The 15383-nt window shown below is 72.9% G+C and carries 18 protein-coding genes; 4 read left to right on the plus strand and 14 right to left on the minus strand.

What is annotated here, in order from left to right; genetic code table 11:
- Positions 1-2: 2 nt before the first annotated feature.
- On the minus strand, positions 3-1631 hold the full coding sequence (locus tag ACFUJ1_RS08415; RefSeq protein WP_378643964.1) for an AMP-binding protein: 1629 nt from the start codon (positions 1629-1631) through the stop codon (positions 3-5).
- A 51-nt stretch (positions 1632-1682) separates the two neighbouring features.
- Positions 1683-2495: an acyl-CoA thioesterase gene (locus ACFUJ1_RS08420; RefSeq protein ID WP_378643965.1), complete on the minus strand. Its 813-nt coding sequence runs from the start codon at positions 2493-2495 to the stop codon at positions 1683-1685.
- Positions 2496-2548: 53 nt separating this feature from the next.
- Here ACFUJ1_RS08420 and ACFUJ1_RS08425 point away from each other — a divergent pair, with 53 nt between their 5' ends.
- A complete protein-coding gene (locus ACFUJ1_RS08425) occupies positions 2549-3010 on the plus strand; it encodes a hypothetical protein (RefSeq protein WP_378643967.1) in 462 nt (153 codons plus the stop codon).
- On the opposite strand, the gene ACFUJ1_RS08430 is transcribed toward ACFUJ1_RS08425, so the two are convergent.
- Positions 3007-3642, minus strand: a complete 636-nt coding sequence (locus tag ACFUJ1_RS08430; RefSeq protein WP_378643968.1) for a TetR/AcrR family transcriptional regulator — start codon at positions 3640-3642, stop codon at positions 3007-3009. The two genes, ACFUJ1_RS08425 and ACFUJ1_RS08430, sit on opposite strands and share 4 nt — an antisense overlap.
- Positions 3643-3753: 111 nt before the next feature.
- Here ACFUJ1_RS08430 and ACFUJ1_RS08435 point away from each other — a divergent pair, with 111 nt between their 5' ends.
- Complete coding sequence (locus ACFUJ1_RS08435) at positions 3754-4581, plus strand: SDR family NAD(P)-dependent oxidoreductase (protein WP_378643970.1); 828 nt, start codon at positions 3754-3756, stop codon at positions 4579-4581.
- Here the strand turns inward: ACFUJ1_RS08435 and ACFUJ1_RS08440 are convergent.
- A complete protein-coding gene (locus ACFUJ1_RS08440) occupies positions 4507-5283 on the minus strand; it encodes an SDR family NAD(P)-dependent oxidoreductase (RefSeq protein ID WP_378643971.1) in 777 nt (258 codons plus the stop codon). The genes ACFUJ1_RS08435 and ACFUJ1_RS08440 overlap by 75 nt on opposite strands.
- 88 nt (positions 5284-5371) lie before the next feature.
- Between ACFUJ1_RS08440 and ACFUJ1_RS08445 the strand changes: the two genes are divergently transcribed.
- Positions 5372-6223 carry a helix-turn-helix transcriptional regulator gene (locus ACFUJ1_RS08445; protein WP_378643973.1) on the plus strand — a complete coding sequence of 284 codons (852 nt, stop codon included), beginning with the start codon at positions 5372-5374 and terminating at the stop codon, positions 6221-6223.
- A gap of 162 nt (positions 6224-6385) precedes the next feature.
- On the opposite strand, the gene ACFUJ1_RS08450 is transcribed toward ACFUJ1_RS08445, so the two are convergent.
- Positions 6386-6904 carry a MaoC family dehydratase gene (locus tag ACFUJ1_RS08450; RefSeq protein ID WP_378643974.1) on the minus strand — a complete coding sequence of 173 codons (519 nt, stop codon included), beginning with the start codon at positions 6902-6904 and terminating at the stop codon, positions 6386-6388.
- Between the two features lie 66 nt (positions 6905-6970).
- Between ACFUJ1_RS08450 and ACFUJ1_RS08455 the strand changes: the two genes are divergently transcribed.
- The gene (locus ACFUJ1_RS08455) at positions 6971-7672 is read left to right on the plus strand and encodes an ArsR/SmtB family transcription factor (protein WP_378643976.1); all 702 of its coding nucleotides are present in this window, start codon (positions 6971-6973) and stop codon (positions 7670-7672) included.
- Positions 7673-7681: 9 nt separating this feature from the next.
- Here the strand turns inward: ACFUJ1_RS08455 and ACFUJ1_RS08460 are convergent, their stop codons facing one another.
- From ACFUJ1_RS08460 to ACFUJ1_RS08500, 9 genes are all read right to left on the minus strand, one after another.
- Positions 7682-8443, minus strand: coding sequence for a crotonase/enoyl-CoA hydratase family protein (locus ACFUJ1_RS08460; protein WP_378643977.1), 762 nt, complete (start codon positions 8441-8443; stop codon positions 7682-7684).
- 69 nt (positions 8444-8512) lie between these two features.
- Complete coding sequence (locus tag ACFUJ1_RS08465; RefSeq protein WP_378643979.1) at positions 8513-8701, minus strand: ferredoxin; 189 nt, start codon at positions 8699-8701, stop codon at positions 8513-8515.
- A complete protein-coding gene (locus tag ACFUJ1_RS08470; RefSeq protein ID WP_378643981.1) occupies positions 8698-9255 on the minus strand; it encodes a hypothetical protein in 558 nt (185 codons plus the stop codon). Before ACFUJ1_RS08470 ends, ACFUJ1_RS08465 begins: the two co-directional genes overlap by 4 nt.
- 19 nt (positions 9256-9274) lie before the next feature.
- Positions 9275-10231, minus strand: a complete 957-nt coding sequence (locus ACFUJ1_RS08475) for an MlaD family protein (protein WP_378643982.1) — start codon at positions 10229-10231, stop codon at positions 9275-9277.
- Positions 10228-11271 carry an MlaD family protein gene (locus ACFUJ1_RS08480; protein WP_378643984.1) on the minus strand — a complete coding sequence of 348 codons (1044 nt, stop codon included), beginning with the start codon at positions 11269-11271 and terminating at the stop codon, positions 10228-10230. Before ACFUJ1_RS08480 ends, ACFUJ1_RS08475 begins: the two co-directional genes overlap by 4 nt.
- Complete coding sequence (locus ACFUJ1_RS08485; protein ID WP_378643985.1) at positions 11268-12368, minus strand: MlaD family protein; 1101 nt, start codon at positions 12366-12368, stop codon at positions 11268-11270. The genes ACFUJ1_RS08480 and ACFUJ1_RS08485 overlap by 4 nt, the downstream gene beginning before the upstream one ends.
- Positions 12362-13357, minus strand: a complete 996-nt coding sequence (locus tag ACFUJ1_RS08490; protein WP_378643986.1) for an MlaD family protein — start codon at positions 13355-13357, stop codon at positions 12362-12364. Before ACFUJ1_RS08490 ends, ACFUJ1_RS08485 begins: the two co-directional genes overlap by 7 nt.
- Entirely contained in the window at positions 13345-14340 is a 996-nt protein-coding gene (locus ACFUJ1_RS08495) for an MlaD family protein (protein WP_378643988.1), read from the minus strand. The genes ACFUJ1_RS08490 and ACFUJ1_RS08495 overlap by 13 nt, the downstream gene beginning before the upstream one ends.
- Positions 14340-15380: a hypothetical protein gene (locus ACFUJ1_RS08500; RefSeq protein WP_378643989.1), complete on the minus strand. Its 1041-nt coding sequence runs from the start codon at positions 15378-15380 to the stop codon at positions 14340-14342. Before ACFUJ1_RS08500 ends, ACFUJ1_RS08495 begins: the two co-directional genes overlap by 1 nt.
- Positions 15381-15383: the final 3 nt, after the last annotated feature.

Consider the following 15383-nt stretch of genomic DNA (forward strand, 5'->3'; position numbering starts at 1 on the left):
GCTCAGCCGAGCGTTCCGTCCGCGATCAGCGCGCGCAGCCCGCGGCGGTCGAGTTTGCCGCTGGGCAGGGTGGGGACCCGCTCGCCGGTGGTGCGGATCCAGCGGGTCGGGACCTTGTAGGCGGAGAGTTCGCGCCGGGTGTGCGCGGCGACGGCGTCGACATCGACGGTGTCGGGGACGACGACCGCGCAGACCTGCTCGCCCCGGTCGGGGTCGTCGACGCCGACCACGAGGCACTGCTGGACGCCGTCGAACCCCTCGACCACGGCCTCGACCTCGCGCGGCGAGACATTGGCCCCGGCCACCTTGATGAGTTCGCTGGTGCGGCCGACGTAGAACAGCCGCGGGTCGTCGGCGAGCCGGTAGACGCGGTCGCCGGTGTGGTACCAGCCGTCCGGGTCGAAGACGTCGTGCCGTTCGCGCTTGTTGTAGCCGGACATGACGCCGATACCGCGAATGTGCAGTTCGCCGGTGGTCCCGTCGGGGACGGGGTGCCCCAGGTCGTCCACGATGCGGATGTCGGTGTGCAGGAAGCTGCCCGCGGTCTCGGAGAGGCTGCGGTGCACCGGGAACTCGTCGGGCACGTTGTACAGGGCGACGTCGAGCGGGCCGTCGAGCAGCAGGGGCGCGGCGCTCAGGTCGCGCTCGGCGAAGGTCGGGTGCTCGCGGAGGCGCCGGGTGAAGGCGGGCCAGCCGACGATGCCCTCGCCGCGCTCGCGCTCGATGAGGTCGAGCGCGGCGCCGGGCTCCGGGCGCGGCATGACCAGCAGGGTGACCCGCTCGTGCAGCGCGCCGGTCGCGGCGAGGACGCCGCCGATCCAGAAGAACGGCATCGAGGAGAAGATGCGGGGCGCCGCCGAGCCGCCGCAGAGCGCGCTGATCGCCGCGGGCCAGCCCGCCGTCTGGCGGACCAGGGTGCCGTGCGTGTGCAGGACGCCCTTGGGGTCGGCGGTGGAGCCGGAGGTGTGGATCATGATGGCGAGATCGGCGGCGGTGACCTCGTTCTCGACGGCGGCGAGGAGTTCCGGGGGCAGTGCGGCGTTCTCGTCGAGAGCGGTGGTGTCCGCCCAGAGCCTCGGGGCGTCGCCGGGCAGCGCGGTGGTGGCGGGCGAGGGCTCGGTTGCGTCGGCGGGCAGCGCGGTGGTGGCAGGCGAGGGCTCGGCCGTGGCGCCGGGCAGCGCGATGCGGCGCAGGTACGGTGCGGTGGGCAGGGACAGCAGCGGCGTCGGCGTCGCGGCGAGTCCGGGCAGGGCGGCCTCGAGGCGTTCGGCGGTGGGGGTGCCGAGGATGTCCGGCGGGGCGACGAGGACGCCGATGTCGGCGAGCCGGATCACCCTGCCGAGTTCGGCAGGCGGGTAGAGCGTGCTCAGCGGGACCGCAAGGGCGCCGATCCGGGAGACGGCCAGCCACCAGACGATCCAGTCGACGTCGTTCGGGAACAGCAGCCCGACCCTGGTGCCCTTGCCGACGCCGTCGCGCAGCAGCCGCCGCGCGGCGAGCGCGGAGCGGCGCTCGGCCTCGGCGTAGGTCAGCCGGGCGGTCGGCGAGGCCAGGTAGGTGTGCTCGCCGTGCGCCGCGGCGGCGCGGGCGAGCAGCCGACCGATCGAGAGGTCGGTTTCCGAAAGCGACATATCAGATTCTCCGTTCGACCCGGCCAGTCTGGCACGCGGCGCCCGGACGGGTCAGTCCTTGAAGTAGACGAGCTGGTGGCTGGTGGCCAGCACGACCCCGTCCGGGCTCCAGACCGTCGCGGTCTGGTCGAAGAACCCGGCGCCGAAGTGCTGGGCGCGGGCGGTGCCGAGCACCGGGCGATCGGCCACCGCGGCGAGTAGTTCGGCGTCTGCGTGGAAGTACACGGTCAGCGAGACGGTGCCCGCGGGCACGAGCCGGCCGGTGCGGACCATCGCGCGCGGGATGAACACGTCGCAGAGCGCGGTCAGAGCCGTGCGGTCCAGCGGGCGGGGCGGGGTGTCGCGCACCCAGACGGTGGTGACCGAGTCCGGTCGCGGCCCCGCCTCGGCGGCGAGCGGGCCCGCGCCGTCGACGAAGTGCTGCTCGTAGTTGCCCATCCAGACCGGGAACTCGGGCGGCAGGAACGGCGCCGCCTCGTCGAACGACGGGACCCGCGGGGGCGCGATCTCGGAGTCGGTCCAGGTCGGGCGGCGGACCGCGGTCACCGCCGTGGCGGTGGTGGTGACGGCGTCGCCCTGGACGAGCTCGAGCATCCAGTGCTGGGTGCTGCGGTTGGTCCGCGCCGGGTGGGTGCGCACGGTGAACGGGCCGTCCGCGATCGGGCCGGCGAAGTTGACGGTGATCGAGACCGGCTCGCCCAAGCGACGCGGATCGTCGAGCACCGCGCGCACCAGCGTCGCCGCGGTGATGCCGCCGAACGGGCCGACCATATTGCTGTACTCGGGCGCGGTGTGGCCGCGGAACTCGCCCTCGGCCACCCGGTCGAGTGCGGTGGCGGCGTCGAACGGGTGGCGCGGTTCCACGGGGGCTCCTCGGGTGCGGTTGGCGTTCGCTCACCGTAGCCGTCCGATTGCCGATGGTGGACAGCACGTTCGTGGAAGCGGGCGGCCGGTGCCGCCGCCGACGATGGGACCATGCGAAGGACGAGGGAACGGTCGGCCACGGGGTTGTTCGTCGCGGCCGGGGTGGTGACCGCCGCGCCCGCGGTGGGCGTCGGTCGGCCGAATGGATCGGCGCGGCTTACGGTTTGCAGCCGCTGGACGATGATCTCGCGCTGCTGCTGCGGCATCGCGCGGTGCTGTTCGGGGTGCTGGGGGCGGGGCTGATGGTGGCGGCGGTGCGGCCGCGGTGGCGTCCGGCGGCGGTGCCCGCCTGCGCGGTCGCGCTGCTCAGCTTTCCGCTGCTGGCCGTGGCGGGCGGCCCGGTGAACGCCGAGCTGACGCGGGTCGCTGCGCTGGATGTGGCGGCGGTCCTCGCGCTGGGCGCGGGGGTGGCGCTTGCTCCGCGCACGTGTCCGATCGGCTCGTCGGCAAGCTAGGGCTCGCCCGCCCGGCGGGCGGCGACGAACAGCTCGACACAGACCTCGACGAGGTCGGCCGGGTCGTCCCGGCACCCGTCGAGCAGCCAGTCGACCAGCAGGTGGTTGACCCCGCCGACCAGCGCCGTCGCGGTCAACCGCCGTTCGCGCGCACCGTCGCCGCCCCAGGTGGCGAGGACGGTGTCGACGAAATCGCGGAGCACCAGGTGCCGCCGCCGCTCCATCTCCGGGGAGACCCCGACCACCTCGATGAGCACCACCTTCGCGCGGCGCGGATCCCCGGTCAGGTACCGGATGAAGGCGGCCAGCCCGGCCGCCGCGCGGGCGTCGAGATCGGGGCTCACCTGTTCCAGCGCCGCGACCGTCGCCCCGCGCATCCCATCGGCCAGGGTGTCGTAGAGGGCGGCGAGGCACGCCTCCCGGCCGGTGAACGACTCGTAGAAGTAGCGCTCGGTGATGCCGGCCCCGCGGCAGATCTGCTTGATCGACGCGGCGGCGTAGCCGGTGGTGCCGAACTGTTCCAGAGCGGAATCGAGGATGGCCGCGCGGCGCTGACGCACGCGCTCCTCCGGCGCGACGCCGGAGTACCTGCGGCCGGACGGCTTCGGAGTGGTCGGTCCCGAGCGGTTCATGGGGCCTTTCCTCCCTGCCGATGGGGTGCAATACTAGCCGGGCAAATTCTGACAATCGCGATTGTCCAACTGGTCGCCGTGGTCGAATCGAGCCGGGGGAAGCAGCACGCCATGACGGAGACAGCACTGGCCGGACGGATCGTGGCCGTCACCGGCGGCGCCGGTGGTATCGGTCGGGAGATCGCGAGCCGGTTCGCCGCGGCCGGTGCCAGGGTGGCGATCGGGGACAGCGACGCCGACGCCGCCGCGGCGGCCGCGCGAGCGCTGCCGGGGCAGGTGCGCGGCTTCGCCCTCGAGGTCACCGACACCGGGTCGTTCCGGCGGTTCCTCGGCGCGGTCGAGGAGCTGTGGGGTCCGCTCGACGTGCTGGTCACCGACGCCGGGCTGGCGTTCGGGAACGAGCGGGCGGGCGGGCGGACGATCGCGGTGAACCTGCACGGGGTGATCGTCGGGGTGCAACTCGTCGCGCCCGGCATGCGCGCCAGGGGCGGCGGCCACATCGTCACCGTCGCTACGGCCACTGCCGTCGGCGAGTCCCTCTGCGCGGCGACCAAGCACGGCGTTCTCGGTTACCTGGGCGGGGTGCGCGAGCAGCTGCGCGGCAGCGGCGTCGCGGTGTCGGCACTCATGTCCGGTGTCGCCGGCTCGCCGCTCGAGGGCGGCACCGATCATCCTGCCTGCGTCGCCGCCGCCGTCGTCGACCTCGTGGCCGCGCACCTCCCGAGCGGCACTCCCGCACGAGCACTGCGCGACTCGCCCGACCGAAGCGACCCGGTGACCCCCGACAGGATCGCCATGCCCGGCACCGACGACTCGCCTGTGGCACGCCGCGCCCTGGACAGCGTCGCGCGGGCGGCCGACGGTTCACAACCCCGCGCGCAGCCCGCCGTCCACCGGGAGCACGGTGCCGGTGATGTAGGACGCGCGGTCGCTGAGTAGCCAGGCGGCGGCTTCGGCGATCTCGGCCGGGTCGGCGGCGCGGCCGAGCGGGGTGCGGACGTTGAGCCCCGCGATCACGCCGGGTGATTCGGCCTCCCACGCCAGCAGCATCTCGGTGCGCGTGGTGCCGGGGGCGATGGCGTTGACCCGGATGCCGTCCGGGCCGTAGGTGAGCGCGGCGGATTCGGTGAGGCTGTTGACCGCGCGCTTCATGGCGCCGTAGGCGGGCAGCTCGGGGTTGCCGCCGAGGCTGCCGACCGAGGAGGTGTTGACGATGGCACCGCTGCCCGCAGTGGTCCTGATCGCGGCGGCCTGAGCGGCGATGGCCTGCCAGACGCCGCGGAAGTCGACCCGGTAGATGTCGTCGAGCTCGGGTTCGGTGAGTTCGTGCAGCGGGCCGGGGCGCTGCACGGCGGCGCCGTTGTTGAAGGCGATGTCCAGGCGGCCGTGCAGCTCGACGGCGCGGTCGACGGCGGCGCGCACGCTCGGCTCCGAGCCCAGGTCGCAGCGCACGTAGTCAGCGGTGCCGCCCGCGCCGCGGATCTCCTCGGTGACGGCGCGCAGCTGGCTTTCGGTGCGGGCGGCGAGCAGCACCCGCGCCCCCTCGCGGGCGAAGAGCCGGGCCGCCGCGGCGCCGATTCCGCGGCCGGCGCCGCTGATGAAGGCGACCTTGCCCGCCAGCAATCCGTGTTCGTTGTCCATGGCAGCGAGCCTGCGCGCGGCGCCGCGCGTCAGCCAGGTACCGGCGGTACCTGGCTGGGCGCCCGCGCCGCCGAGCACACTGGACGGCGTGGACAGAGCGGAGCTGGCAGGATTCCTGCGCGGCAGGCGGGAGCGCATCACCCCGGCCGATATCGGGCTGCCCGCGGGGACGCGCAGGCGTACGCCGGGGCTGCGCCGCGAGGAGGTGGCGCAGCTGGCGTACGTCTCGACGGAGTACTACACCCGGCTGGAGCAGGCGCGCGGGCCGCGGCCCTCGCGCGAGGTGCTGGCCGGGCTGGCCCGCGCGCTACGGCTGGACGACGCCGAGCGCGAGCACCTGCACCACCTGGCGGGGGTGCCGCCCGGCCCGCCACCGGGGCCGTCGCGGGAGGTGCGGCCGAGCATCCTGGCGCTGCTCGACAGGCTGCCGGGGGCGGCGGCGATCGTGCTCTCGGCCGGGTTCGAGGTGCTGGCCTGGAACGCGCTGGCCGCCGCGCTGCTGGAGGATTTCTCCGCACTCCCCCGTCGCGACCGCAACCTGCTGCGCCGCGCCTTCCTCGCCCCCGACTCGAAGCAGCGGCTGCTCTACAGCCTCTCCGATGCCGACGCCTTCGCCCGCTCGGCCGCCGAGCACCTGCGCGCCACCGCCGCCCGCTACCCCGGCGATCCGGAGATCACCGGGCTCGTCGACGAGTTGCTCACCGGCAGTGCGGAGTTCGCCCGGCTGTGGGCGGCGCACCGGGTGCGGGGCGCACCCGCACCGTGCAAGACGATCGACCACCCGCGGGTCGGGCGGATCACGGTGGTGTGCGACGTCCTCGACATCACCGACCGGGATCAGCGCGTGATCATCTACACCGCCGAGCCCGGGTCGCCCTCGGAGCAGGCGCTGGCGCTGCTCGGGGTGATCGGGACGCAGCGGATGGAGGTACCGGGCTAGGTCCCGGTCCACGCGGACAGGGGGAGCCCGGAGCCCGTTGGTGCTGCGCTGGAGCAGTTTCGTCGCTTCCAGGCACTAGGTTCCTCGCAACGATCTCCGGCGTCATCATGAAGTGATTCATGGTCGAGACCGCGACGACCGAGAAGCCACACATTCCGGTAGCTACTCGTTCGGGTAGCGCGGACGGCAGCGGAGAATATTCAGGAAGACGAGGTCGACCACGCTGCTTCCATCCTGTTTCAGCAGCTCCGCGCGAGTACTCACGAGCCCCCGGTCGGGTTTACTGCGCGATCGCCGGGATTCGCGCACCGTGGCGCGCAGCCGTACCGAGTCACCCGGTCGCAGCGGATTCGCCCAGCGCATTTCATCTATTCCGGGAGAGGCGAGGCTCGCCACCCGCGACAGGTAGTGATCCGCGTAGATTCGCATCAATATGCTGCCGGAATGCCATCCGCTGGCGATCAGTCCGCCGAAGGGGCCGGCGGCGGCGGATCCGACGTCGACATGAAAGGGCTGCGGATCGAACTCCGCCGCGAAATCCAGAATTTCCCTTTCGGTAACCGTCCGATAGCCGTACTCGAAGGTGGCCCCCGGAACGTAGTCCTCGAACCACCGGTCGGTAATCGGTACGGCGAAGTCGGTATCGAGCAGGGAACGGACAGCGGACTCGGTGTCGGTCATGATCCACATCGTCCCACCGGGATACTTCAGCCCCCGGTGAACAATTCACCGCATATCCTTGCGAGGGTGTATGCCGACTATGATCTGGCGACGACCGGGCGGGTGATCTCGGACCCGGCGCGGGCCGCGATGCTGCTGCGGATGATGGACGGACAGGCGCACACCGCGTCCGATCTGGCCCGGTGCGCCGGGGTGTCGGCGTCCGCCGCGAGCGCCCACCTGCGCCGGCTCGTGGACTCCCGGCTGGTGACGGTCACGGTGGCCGGGCGGCGGCGGCTGCACACCCTGTCCTCGGCCGAGGTGGCGAGCGCGATCGAAGCGCTGGCGCTGGTGTCGCCGCTGCTGCCGGTCGAGAGCCTGCGCCAAGCCGGAACCGGCAGCCGCCTGCAGATCGCGCGGGCGTGCTACAGCCACCTGGGCGGGCAACTGGCCGTCGCGATCACGACGGAACTCGTCGGCGCGGGGGTGGTGCGGGCGGTCGCGTGCGGAGAGCAGAGCGCGATCGGGTCGCTCGACCATCCGCTGCTGCGCGCGCTGCACATCACCGCGCTGCCGCGCGGCTCGGCCCCGGCGGCCCGCGGCTGCCAGGACTGGACCGAGCGCACTCCGCACCTCGCCGGTCGGCTCGGCTCCGCGCTGATGGTGGCCATGCTGGAGGACGGCTGGCTCAGCCGCCGCCCCCGCGACCGCGCCCTGACCATCACCGAGCGCGGCACCGATCAGCTCGGCGGCATCGGCATCTGGCCCGGCCGGACCGCGGCCTCCTGATCCGCGGAGCTAGGTCCCGGTCCACTCCGGTGCCCGCTTCTCGGCGAACGCCTTCGCGCCCTCGGCGGCGTCCTTGGTGCCGAAGACCGGGCCGATGAGCTCCATCTGCTTCTGCCACCGATCGGCCGCGGTCCATTCGGCGGATTCGACCATGACCCGCTTGGTCACCGCCACCGCGATCGGGCCGTTCGCCGTGATCCGCTCGGCCAGCGCGAGCGCGCCTGCCAGCGCCGCGCCGGGCTCGGTGAGCGCGTTGACGAAGCCGAAGCCCGCGCCCTCCTCGGCGGTGAACGAGTCGCCGGTGAGCGCGAGTTCGAGCGCCTTCTGGTACGGGATGCGGTGCTGCAGCCGCAGCAGCCCGCCGCCACCGGCGACGAGCCCGCGCTTGACCTCGGGAATTCCGAAGGTCGCTGTGCGCGACGCGACGATCAGGTCGGTGGCGAGGACCAGTTCGGTGCCGCCGGCCAGCGCGAACCCCTCGACCGCGGCGATCAGCGGCTTGACCGGCGGCTTCTCGGTGAAGCCGAGGCCACGACCCGGGATGTAGGGGAACTCCCCCGCCGCGAACGCCTTGAGGTCCATGCCCGCGCTGAAGTTGCCGCCGCTGCCGGTGAGGACGGCGACCGAGAGCTCGGGGCTGTCGTCCAGCTCGTCCATCGCCTCGGCCAGCCCCTTGGCCACCGCGAGGTTGATGGCATTGCGCGCGTCGGGGCGGTTGATGGTGATCAGCAGCGCGCGGCCACGCCGCTCGGTCAGCAGTTCGTCGGACACGTCTACCTCCACTGGCTCGAATACCGTCGGACTTCGTCGCCCGTTCTCATATTGTTGACCTTACAGTATTCATTCCAGTCGGAGGGCGGCCTTGGGGCACTGTGCCACCGCCTCCTCGATCGCGGCGCGATCGTCGGCGCTGACCTCGGCCTCGCGGATGTGCAGGACATCGTCGTCGTCGAGGTCGAAGACCTCGGGAGCGAGTCCGACGCAGATGCCGTTGGCCTCGCACTGATCGGGATCGAGCACGATCTTCATCGGGTTCCTTCCGCCGGGATGGCGTTCTGCAGGCCACCGACCTCGGTGATCTGCCAGCCGGAGTTCCGGTCCATGGTGAGCGAGTAGGTGACGGTGGTGGCCGCGCCGTCCGGGTTCTGCACGCTGGTGGAGTTCACGGTCAGGTAGGCGTTGACCTTGTAGATGCCGCCGGATTCGGAGATGACGTCCGCCGAGAGCGGGGTGGCGGTCGAGTTCCACTGCAGCGGGAGCAGGATCTGCTTCAGCTGCGGTGCGGTGGCGTCGAACTTGGCCGAGAGCGCGGGGGCGGTGCCGATCTTCAACCGGGTGAACCACGCGTCGACGTCGCGGTAGTCGATGGTGGATGCCCCGAGCGCGTAGTCGGCGGCGACCTGCTCGGCGTGCTGTTCGTCGGCGGCGCGGGCCTCGCTGTCGGCGATGGTGCCGCGCGCCCCCGCGTAGAGGATCGCCAGCGTCACCGTCGCCACCAGCAGGGCGGTCAGCGCGAGCGCGGTGACCGCGGTGGAGAGCCGGATCGACACCGTGCGTGCCTTCTCCTCGGTTTCCGTGCTCATGGGTCCGTCCTTTCCGGGGCTATCGGAGGCCGATGCGGAAGTGCAGGGTGCCGTCGGGGTCGACGCCGTTGAGCGCCTGGTCGAGCAGGGCGCCGATGTCGAGCGCGGGGGCGCCGCGCACCGCGTCGGTGACGACGGGTTGCAGCATGGGGCCGAGCGGGGCCAGGCTCGGGCCGATCCGGGCGAGCAGCGCCTCGACCTCGACCAGGAACGGCAGGACGCCGTCGCCGGTGAAGTACTCGGCGGGCGGGCGGGCCTGCACGAGCTTCGAGCCGTTCTCCACGATGGCGCTCAGGGTCACGCCGAACTCGCCGAAGAGCGGCCCGGCCGCGGCGAGCGAGGGCCCCATCCAGTCGATGTCGCCGCCGAGCGCCTGCAGGTCGGCGAAGAGCTGCCGCAGCTGCGCGGAGCGGCCGAGCAGGGTGGCGGCCAGCAGCGAGGTGGAGCGCTGCAGGGTCTGTACGGCGGCGTCGGTGCCGTCGAGGGCCTGGTCGAAGGTGCCGACCAGGCTCGCCATGGTCTCCGGCCGGATCTGGTCCAGCAGCTCGACCATGCGGGTGGAGAGCGCGGTGATGGTGGTCGGCAGGTGCACCCGGTCGGCCGGAACCTGTTGCCCGTCGGCGAGATACGGCCCGGCGTCGGAGTCGGGGGCGAAGCCGACGTAGGGCTCGCCGAGCGCGGAGAGCTGCTCGATGTGCACCTCGCCCGCCACCGGGATGCGGTAGCGGTCGTCGATGGCGAGCCGGACCAGCACCCCGGAGGGCTCCGTGCGCACCTCCTCGGTGCGCCCGACCTGGATGCCGTGCAGCAGCACCGGTGCGCCGGGACCGAGCCCGCCGGAGTTCTCCAGGTGCAGCGTGACCCGGATGTGGTCGCGCCGCGGGTCCAGGTGCAGCACGCCGATGCCCATGTAGGCGACGCCGAAGACCAGCACCGCGGCGATGGCGCCGAGCGAGGTGATGCCGCGGACGTTCACCGGACCGCTCCGATCATGCGCAGGGTGTCGACGATGCGGCCGGTCTGCTCCTCCGGGGACAGGCCGGAGGAGCCCACCGTCACCGTGGTCAGGTCCAGCTTCGGGCCGTGTTCGGTGTAGGGGATCACCTTGGTCCGCAACAGGTCGGTGAGCTTCTTCAGGTTCGATGGCGCGGTGGTGTCGAGCGGTGCGGCGCCGAACAGCACGGGGACCACCGCGCGCACGGTGTCCTCCAGCGCGGCGAGCAGCGGGCCGAGCCAGGCGGTGCTCGGGCCGACCGGGCCGAGCGAGGTGAGCACGAAGATCACCCCGATCTGGGCGTTCATGGCGTCGGTGGTCTGCTGCACGCCGTAGGGGGTGAGCAGCTCGGAGATGACGGGGGCGTTGTCGAGCACGCCCTGCTGGACGACGGCCTCTAGTCCGTGCAGCACGTCGTCGAGCGCGCCCGCGTTCACCGCGAGGTCGGTGAGGTCGGCGCCGACGGTCTCGGCGAGCCGGGCGGTGTCGCGCGGGTCGGCGGGGAGCACCCCGTTCATGGTGCGCACCAGATCCTGGATGTCGGTCACGGCGCCGCTGCCGATGAAGACCGAGAGCGCGGCCAGGATGTCCTCGATGAGCGGGGGCTGGGTGGTGTCGGCCAGCGGGATGGTGCCGCCGGGTTCCAGCCTGCCCGCGGCGGGTGCGGCGGGTTCGGTGAGCGCGATGTGCACGTCGCCGAGCGGGGTCTCCTGGCGCAGCTCCGCCCTGGTGCCGAGCGGCAACCGCACGGCGTCGCGGACCGCGATGTCGGCGATCACGAAACCCGGCCGCGCGCTTCCGGTTCCGGCGTCGACGACGGTGACGCCGGTGAGCTCACCGACCCGGACGCCGTCGGCGATCACCTTGGCGCCGGTCGGCAGGTTGAGCACATTGCCGAACTCGATGCGCAGCGGGTAGGTGGGGCCGTCCACGCCGGCGCCGGGCACCGGCAGCTCGGCGGGGCGGAAGGAGCAGCCGGCCAGCATCAGCACGGTGCCTGCCGCGAGCAGCAGCCGCTTCATCGGGCGCTCACCGCCCCGAGCAGCAGCGCCGGGATCGGCACCCGGATCGCCCCCGAGGCCGCGGCCGGGCAGGGCTGGCCGAGCGCCCGCAGCCCCGCGCAGATCTGCGCGGTCTCCGCCGCGGGGAGGGCGAGCGCGGGTGGCGCGTAGCCGATCTCGGTGCGGCCGGTGGCCGGGTCGGCCGCGCTCGCGAAGCCGGTGGCGATGGCGGGTGTCCGCTCGATCAGCCCGGCCAGTGAGCCGACCCCGGCGGCGAGCAGCGCAGGCAGGTCCGGGATCTCGTTCAGATTGCGCACCGCCGGCGTGACGAAGAGCCGGACGACGTCGTTGAGCTGCGGCAGCACCGAGGCCAGGTCGTCGACGAGCTGGATGATGGGCGGGAAGGCGATGGTCACGATGTCGGTGAAGGTCGGCGGCAGCTCGGTGACAACGTTCTCGACCGTGGCCCAGCCGTTGCGGGCCCGGTGCACCAGGGCGGTGAGCGCGTCGATGAGCGCGCCGATGTGGTCGATGGCGGCCTGCGGGGAGTTCAGCGCGCGGGCCAGCTCGCCGAGCAGGGTGTTGAGCTCGGCGCCGGTGCCGGCGGTGGCGGCGTCGAGGCCGTCCAGCCCGGCACCGAGCGCGCCGCGCTGTGCGGGGTCGTCGGCGCCGTTCAGCTGGTCGGCGAGGCCGGCGAGCGCGTCGAAGGTGCGCGAGAGGCTCTGCGGGGTGAGCGCCCTGCTGATGCAGGCGGCCGGGTCGCGGCCGGGCCCTTCGGGTTCGGGGCCGACGAGCTCGAGCTTGCGGTCGGCGAGCACGGTGTCGTTGACGGTCACCGCGCCGACGTTCAGCGGCAGCTTGCGATCGGCACGCACGGTGAAGCGCACCCGGGCGGCGTTGCCGAGCGGTTCGATCCCGGTGACCTCGCCGACCCGGACGCCGTAGACGGTGACGGCGCTGCCCTCGTAGAGCCCGATGCTGTCCGGCATGTCGGCGCAGTAGCCGCGGGTCTCCGGCTCCGGGCGCAGCAGCGCGAACCCGGCGACGGCGACCAGGACCAGGGTGAGCAGCACCGCGACCGACATGAAGCCGCGGGAGCCGAGGACGCGGGTCAGCATCCCGCTCCCCGCACCGGCACGCAGACGCCCGAGTGGTCGAGCGTGACCCCGCCGCCGGGTGGCAGCAGCGGGCGCAGCCGGTCGCTCAGCGCGTGCAGCGCGTCGAGCAGCTCGCCCATCCGGCCGCCGAGCTGGTCCAGCTTCGGCATCGCCTCGGTGAGCGCGCGGGCCTGCGCGGCCCAGGTCTCGTCCCACATCCGCCCCAGCGGGGACAGGCCGTGCAGCACCGCGGTGAGGTCGTTCAGCGCCTGCGCGATCTCGGTCTTGTAGGTGGTGACGATGGATTCCAGCGTGCCGAGGTTGTTCACCAGCTGCACCAGCACATCGGAGCTCCCGTTCAGGGCGGTCAGGTATTCGTCGGCGACGGTGAGGGCGCGGGAGATGTCGGCGTTCTGCTGATCCATGATCCCGACCAGGTCGCCGACGGCGCGGACGGCGGAGCGCACCGCGTCGGGGCTGCCGTTGATCGACCCGGCCAGCGTCGCCAGGTTCTGCCGCAGCAGCCCGCCGTCGACCTCCCGGACCGGGGCGATGGCGGCCTCGAAGACCGCGGTGAGGTTGTAGGGCAGCAGGACTCGCTCGCGCGGGATCACCCGGTCGCCGAGCGGCTCGCTGCCCGCGGGCTCCAGCGCCAGGTAGTAGCCGCCGACCACGGTGAGCATCCGGACCCCGAGCGCGGTGCCGTCGCCGACGAAGACCTCGTCGTCCACGGTGAAGGTCATCCGCACCCGGTCCGGCAGCAGGGTCAGCGAGCGCACCTCGCCCACCGGGATGCCGGCCAGCCGCACGTCGTCGCCCTCCCGGATCGAGCCGGCCTGCGCGATGTCGGCGCTGTAGGTGCGGGTGGCGTCGGTGCCGCGGACGTACACCGCGCCGACCCCGGTGACCAGCAGCGCCGAGAGACAGAGCCCGGTGATGCCCCAGCGCAGGTCGGTGCCCTGTTCGTCGGGTTGCCGCTCCGGATCGCGCCTGCGTTTCAGGATTGGCACAGCAGCACCCCCTGCCCGGCGATCAGCACCTGCAGCGGCGCGGGCGCGGTGGCCGCGCCCCGGGAGCAGGACTCCGGGCCCGCGGCGGGCACGGCCGAGGCCATGGCCTGGATCAGCCCCGGCAGCCGGTCGAAGACCTCGGTGGCGGTCGCCGGGTCCGGGAAGGCCTGGCGCAGTGCGGCATCCAGGTCGCGGCCGGGTTCGCCGGTGATGCCGAGGATCGTGAGGATGTCGCGGATGGGCTGGATGACCGGCGGGATGGCCAGCGAGAAGTCGACCAGCCCCGGCAGTTTCTGGCCGATGGCGGTGAACAGGTTGGTCAGGTTGGTGAGCAGCTGGACGGCGTTGCCGGAGCGGCCGCCGAGCGTCTCGGCCATCCGGGAGAGGTTGCCGACCAGGATGGCGAGCACCGCCTGGCGGTCGGTGGCGTAGCGGCTGAGCCGGTCGACGGCGTCCAGCGCGGGGCCGAGGCCGGAGCCGTTGCCCTGCAGCACCGCGAGCAGGCTCTCGGTGAACCGGTTCAGCTCGCCCGGGGAGAGCTGGGCCAGGACCGGCTGCAATCCGTTGAACAGCGTGGTGATGTCGAAGGCGGGCACAGTCTGCGCGGTGCTGAACTCGGTGCCCGGATCCCGTTCGGCGGTGGGGCGCTCCGGCTGCACGATCTCCAGATACCGGAAGCCGGTCAGGTTCTGGTAGCGGATGGCGACGGTGGAGTCGGTGAAGACCGGGTGCGCGCGCTGCACGGTGAACCCGGCCCGCGCCAGCGTGCCGTCCAGCTCGAGCCGCTCGACCTTGCCGACCTGCACACCGTAGATCCGCACGTCGTCGCCGACGCGCAGGCCGTTGGCATCGGTGAAGAGCGCGGTGAAGGTGGCCGTCTCGCCCTCGACCGGCCGCTCCACCAGCTGGAACACCCCGACCAGGGCGAGCACCATCACCGCGACGGCGGCGGCGACACGCAGCAGCAGCGCCCGCGTGCTCATCAGCGGCCCGCCACGAGCGCCGCCAGCGGCCCGGCCAGCCCGGGGACCACGTCCAGCTCGACCTCGGCGGTCAGCACCGGCCCGTCCGGGCCCGCCCGGAAGGCGCGGGCCAGCCGGTCCAGCAGTTCGGTGAGCCGTGCGCCGGTGGCGTCCGGGTCGCCGACGGTGCGCGGGATCTGGTTCAGCACGGTGGTGGCGATCGGGAGCAGCCCCTCGAAGTGCGGGCGGGCGGTGGTGAAGGTCTGGGTGACCACCGGGAGCAGCTGGTGGTCGATGCCGCCGAACATCTCCTTGAACCGCGCGAGGTTCTCCGGGGTGCGGAAGTACTGGTTGCTGTAGGCGGCGTCCAGCACGTCGAGCCCGCCGGTGAGCATCGGCGGCAGCCCGGCCAACGCGGAGCCGTACCGCGCGAGCAGGACCGACGGCGGCAGCTCGCGGGTCTCCACGTAGGCGCGGACGGTGGCGCCGATGGCCTGCAGCAGCGGGGTGAAGGCGCCGACGTCGCGGGAGAGCGTGCCGATGAGCTGCGCCAGCTCCGGGGTGAGCACCGAGTCGGTCAGCATGCCGGTCGACTTCAGCAGCGCGGCGAGCGTGGCGTCGCGCACCCGGCTCGACTCCGGCCCGGTCAGGTCGACGGTGGCGCCGTCGGTGAGCGCGGAGCCGCCCGGGTTCGACCGCAGTTGCAGTGCGGTGATCCCGAACAGGTTGTCCGGCGCGTACTCCAGGCTCAGCGCATCGGTGAGGCCGAAGAGCTGGGACCCGGAGAGCGCCAGCTCGACGGTCTTGCGGCCGGGTCCGGCGGTGTCGATGGCCAGCACCGAGCCGATCCGCACGCCGTCCAGCCGGACGTCGGTGCCCGGCTCGACGCCCGCGCCGACCGCGCCGGTCACCAGCCCGACCCGGATCTCGTCGGCGGCGCGGCTCTCCGGGACCAGCTGCCAGGCGAGCAGCAGCACGACGGCGAGCGCGACGGCGCCGAGCCCGATGGCGCGGGCACGACGGGGTCCGACCTCGGTGCCGGACAACGTATAAGCAGGCATCAC

The organism is Nocardia sp. NPDC057227 (assembly GCF_042669725.1).
In the GTDB taxonomy this organism is placed as follows: Bacteria; Actinomycetota; Actinomycetes; order Mycobacteriales; family Mycobacteriaceae; genus Nocardia; species Nocardia asteroides_A.

Excerpts from the sequence above, each read along its gene's own strand:
- ACFUJ1_RS08415 (WP_378643964.1), bottom strand. The coding sequence starts at position 1,631 with ATGTCGCTTTCGGAAACCGACCTCTCGATCGGTCGGCTGCTCGCCCGC.
- ACFUJ1_RS08425 (WP_378643967.1), top strand. The coding sequence starts at position 2,549 with ATGGTGGACAGCACGTTCGTGGAAGCGGGCGGCCGGTGCCGCCGCCGA.
- ACFUJ1_RS08430 (WP_378643968.1), bottom strand. The coding sequence starts at position 3,642 with ATGAACCGCTCGGGACCGACCACTCCGAAGCCGTCCGGCCGCAGGTAC.
- ACFUJ1_RS08435 (WP_378643970.1), top strand. The coding sequence starts at position 3,754 with ATGACGGAGACAGCACTGGCCGGACGGATCGTGGCCGTCACCGGCGGC.
- ACFUJ1_RS08440 (WP_378643971.1), bottom strand. The coding sequence starts at position 5,283 with ATGGACAACGAACACGGATTGCTGGCGGGCAAGGTCGCCTTCATCAGC.
- ACFUJ1_RS08450 (WP_378643974.1), bottom strand. The coding sequence starts at position 6,904 with ATGACCGACACCGAGTCCGCTGTCCGTTCCCTGCTCGATACCGACTTC.
- ACFUJ1_RS08465 (WP_378643979.1), bottom strand. The coding sequence starts at position 8,701 with ATGAAGATCGTGCTCGATCCCGATCAGTGCGAGGCCAACGGCATCTGC.
- ACFUJ1_RS08470 (WP_378643981.1), bottom strand. The coding sequence starts at position 9,255 with ATGAGCACGGAAACCGAGGAGAAGGCACGCACGGTGTCGATCCGGCTC.
- ACFUJ1_RS08480 (WP_378643984.1), bottom strand. The coding sequence starts at position 11,271 with ATGAAGCGGCTGCTGCTCGCGGCAGGCACCGTGCTGATGCTGGCCGGC.
- ACFUJ1_RS08485 (WP_378643985.1), bottom strand. The coding sequence starts at position 12,368 with ATGCTGACCCGCGTCCTCGGCTCCCGCGGCTTCATGTCGGTCGCGGTG.
- ACFUJ1_RS08495 (WP_378643988.1), bottom strand. The coding sequence starts at position 14,340 with ATGAGCACGCGGGCGCTGCTGCTGCGTGTCGCCGCCGCCGTCGCGGTG.
- ACFUJ1_RS08500 (WP_378643989.1), bottom strand. The coding sequence starts at position 15,380 with ATGCCTGCTTATACGTTGTCCGGCACCGAGGTCGGACCCCGTCGTGCC.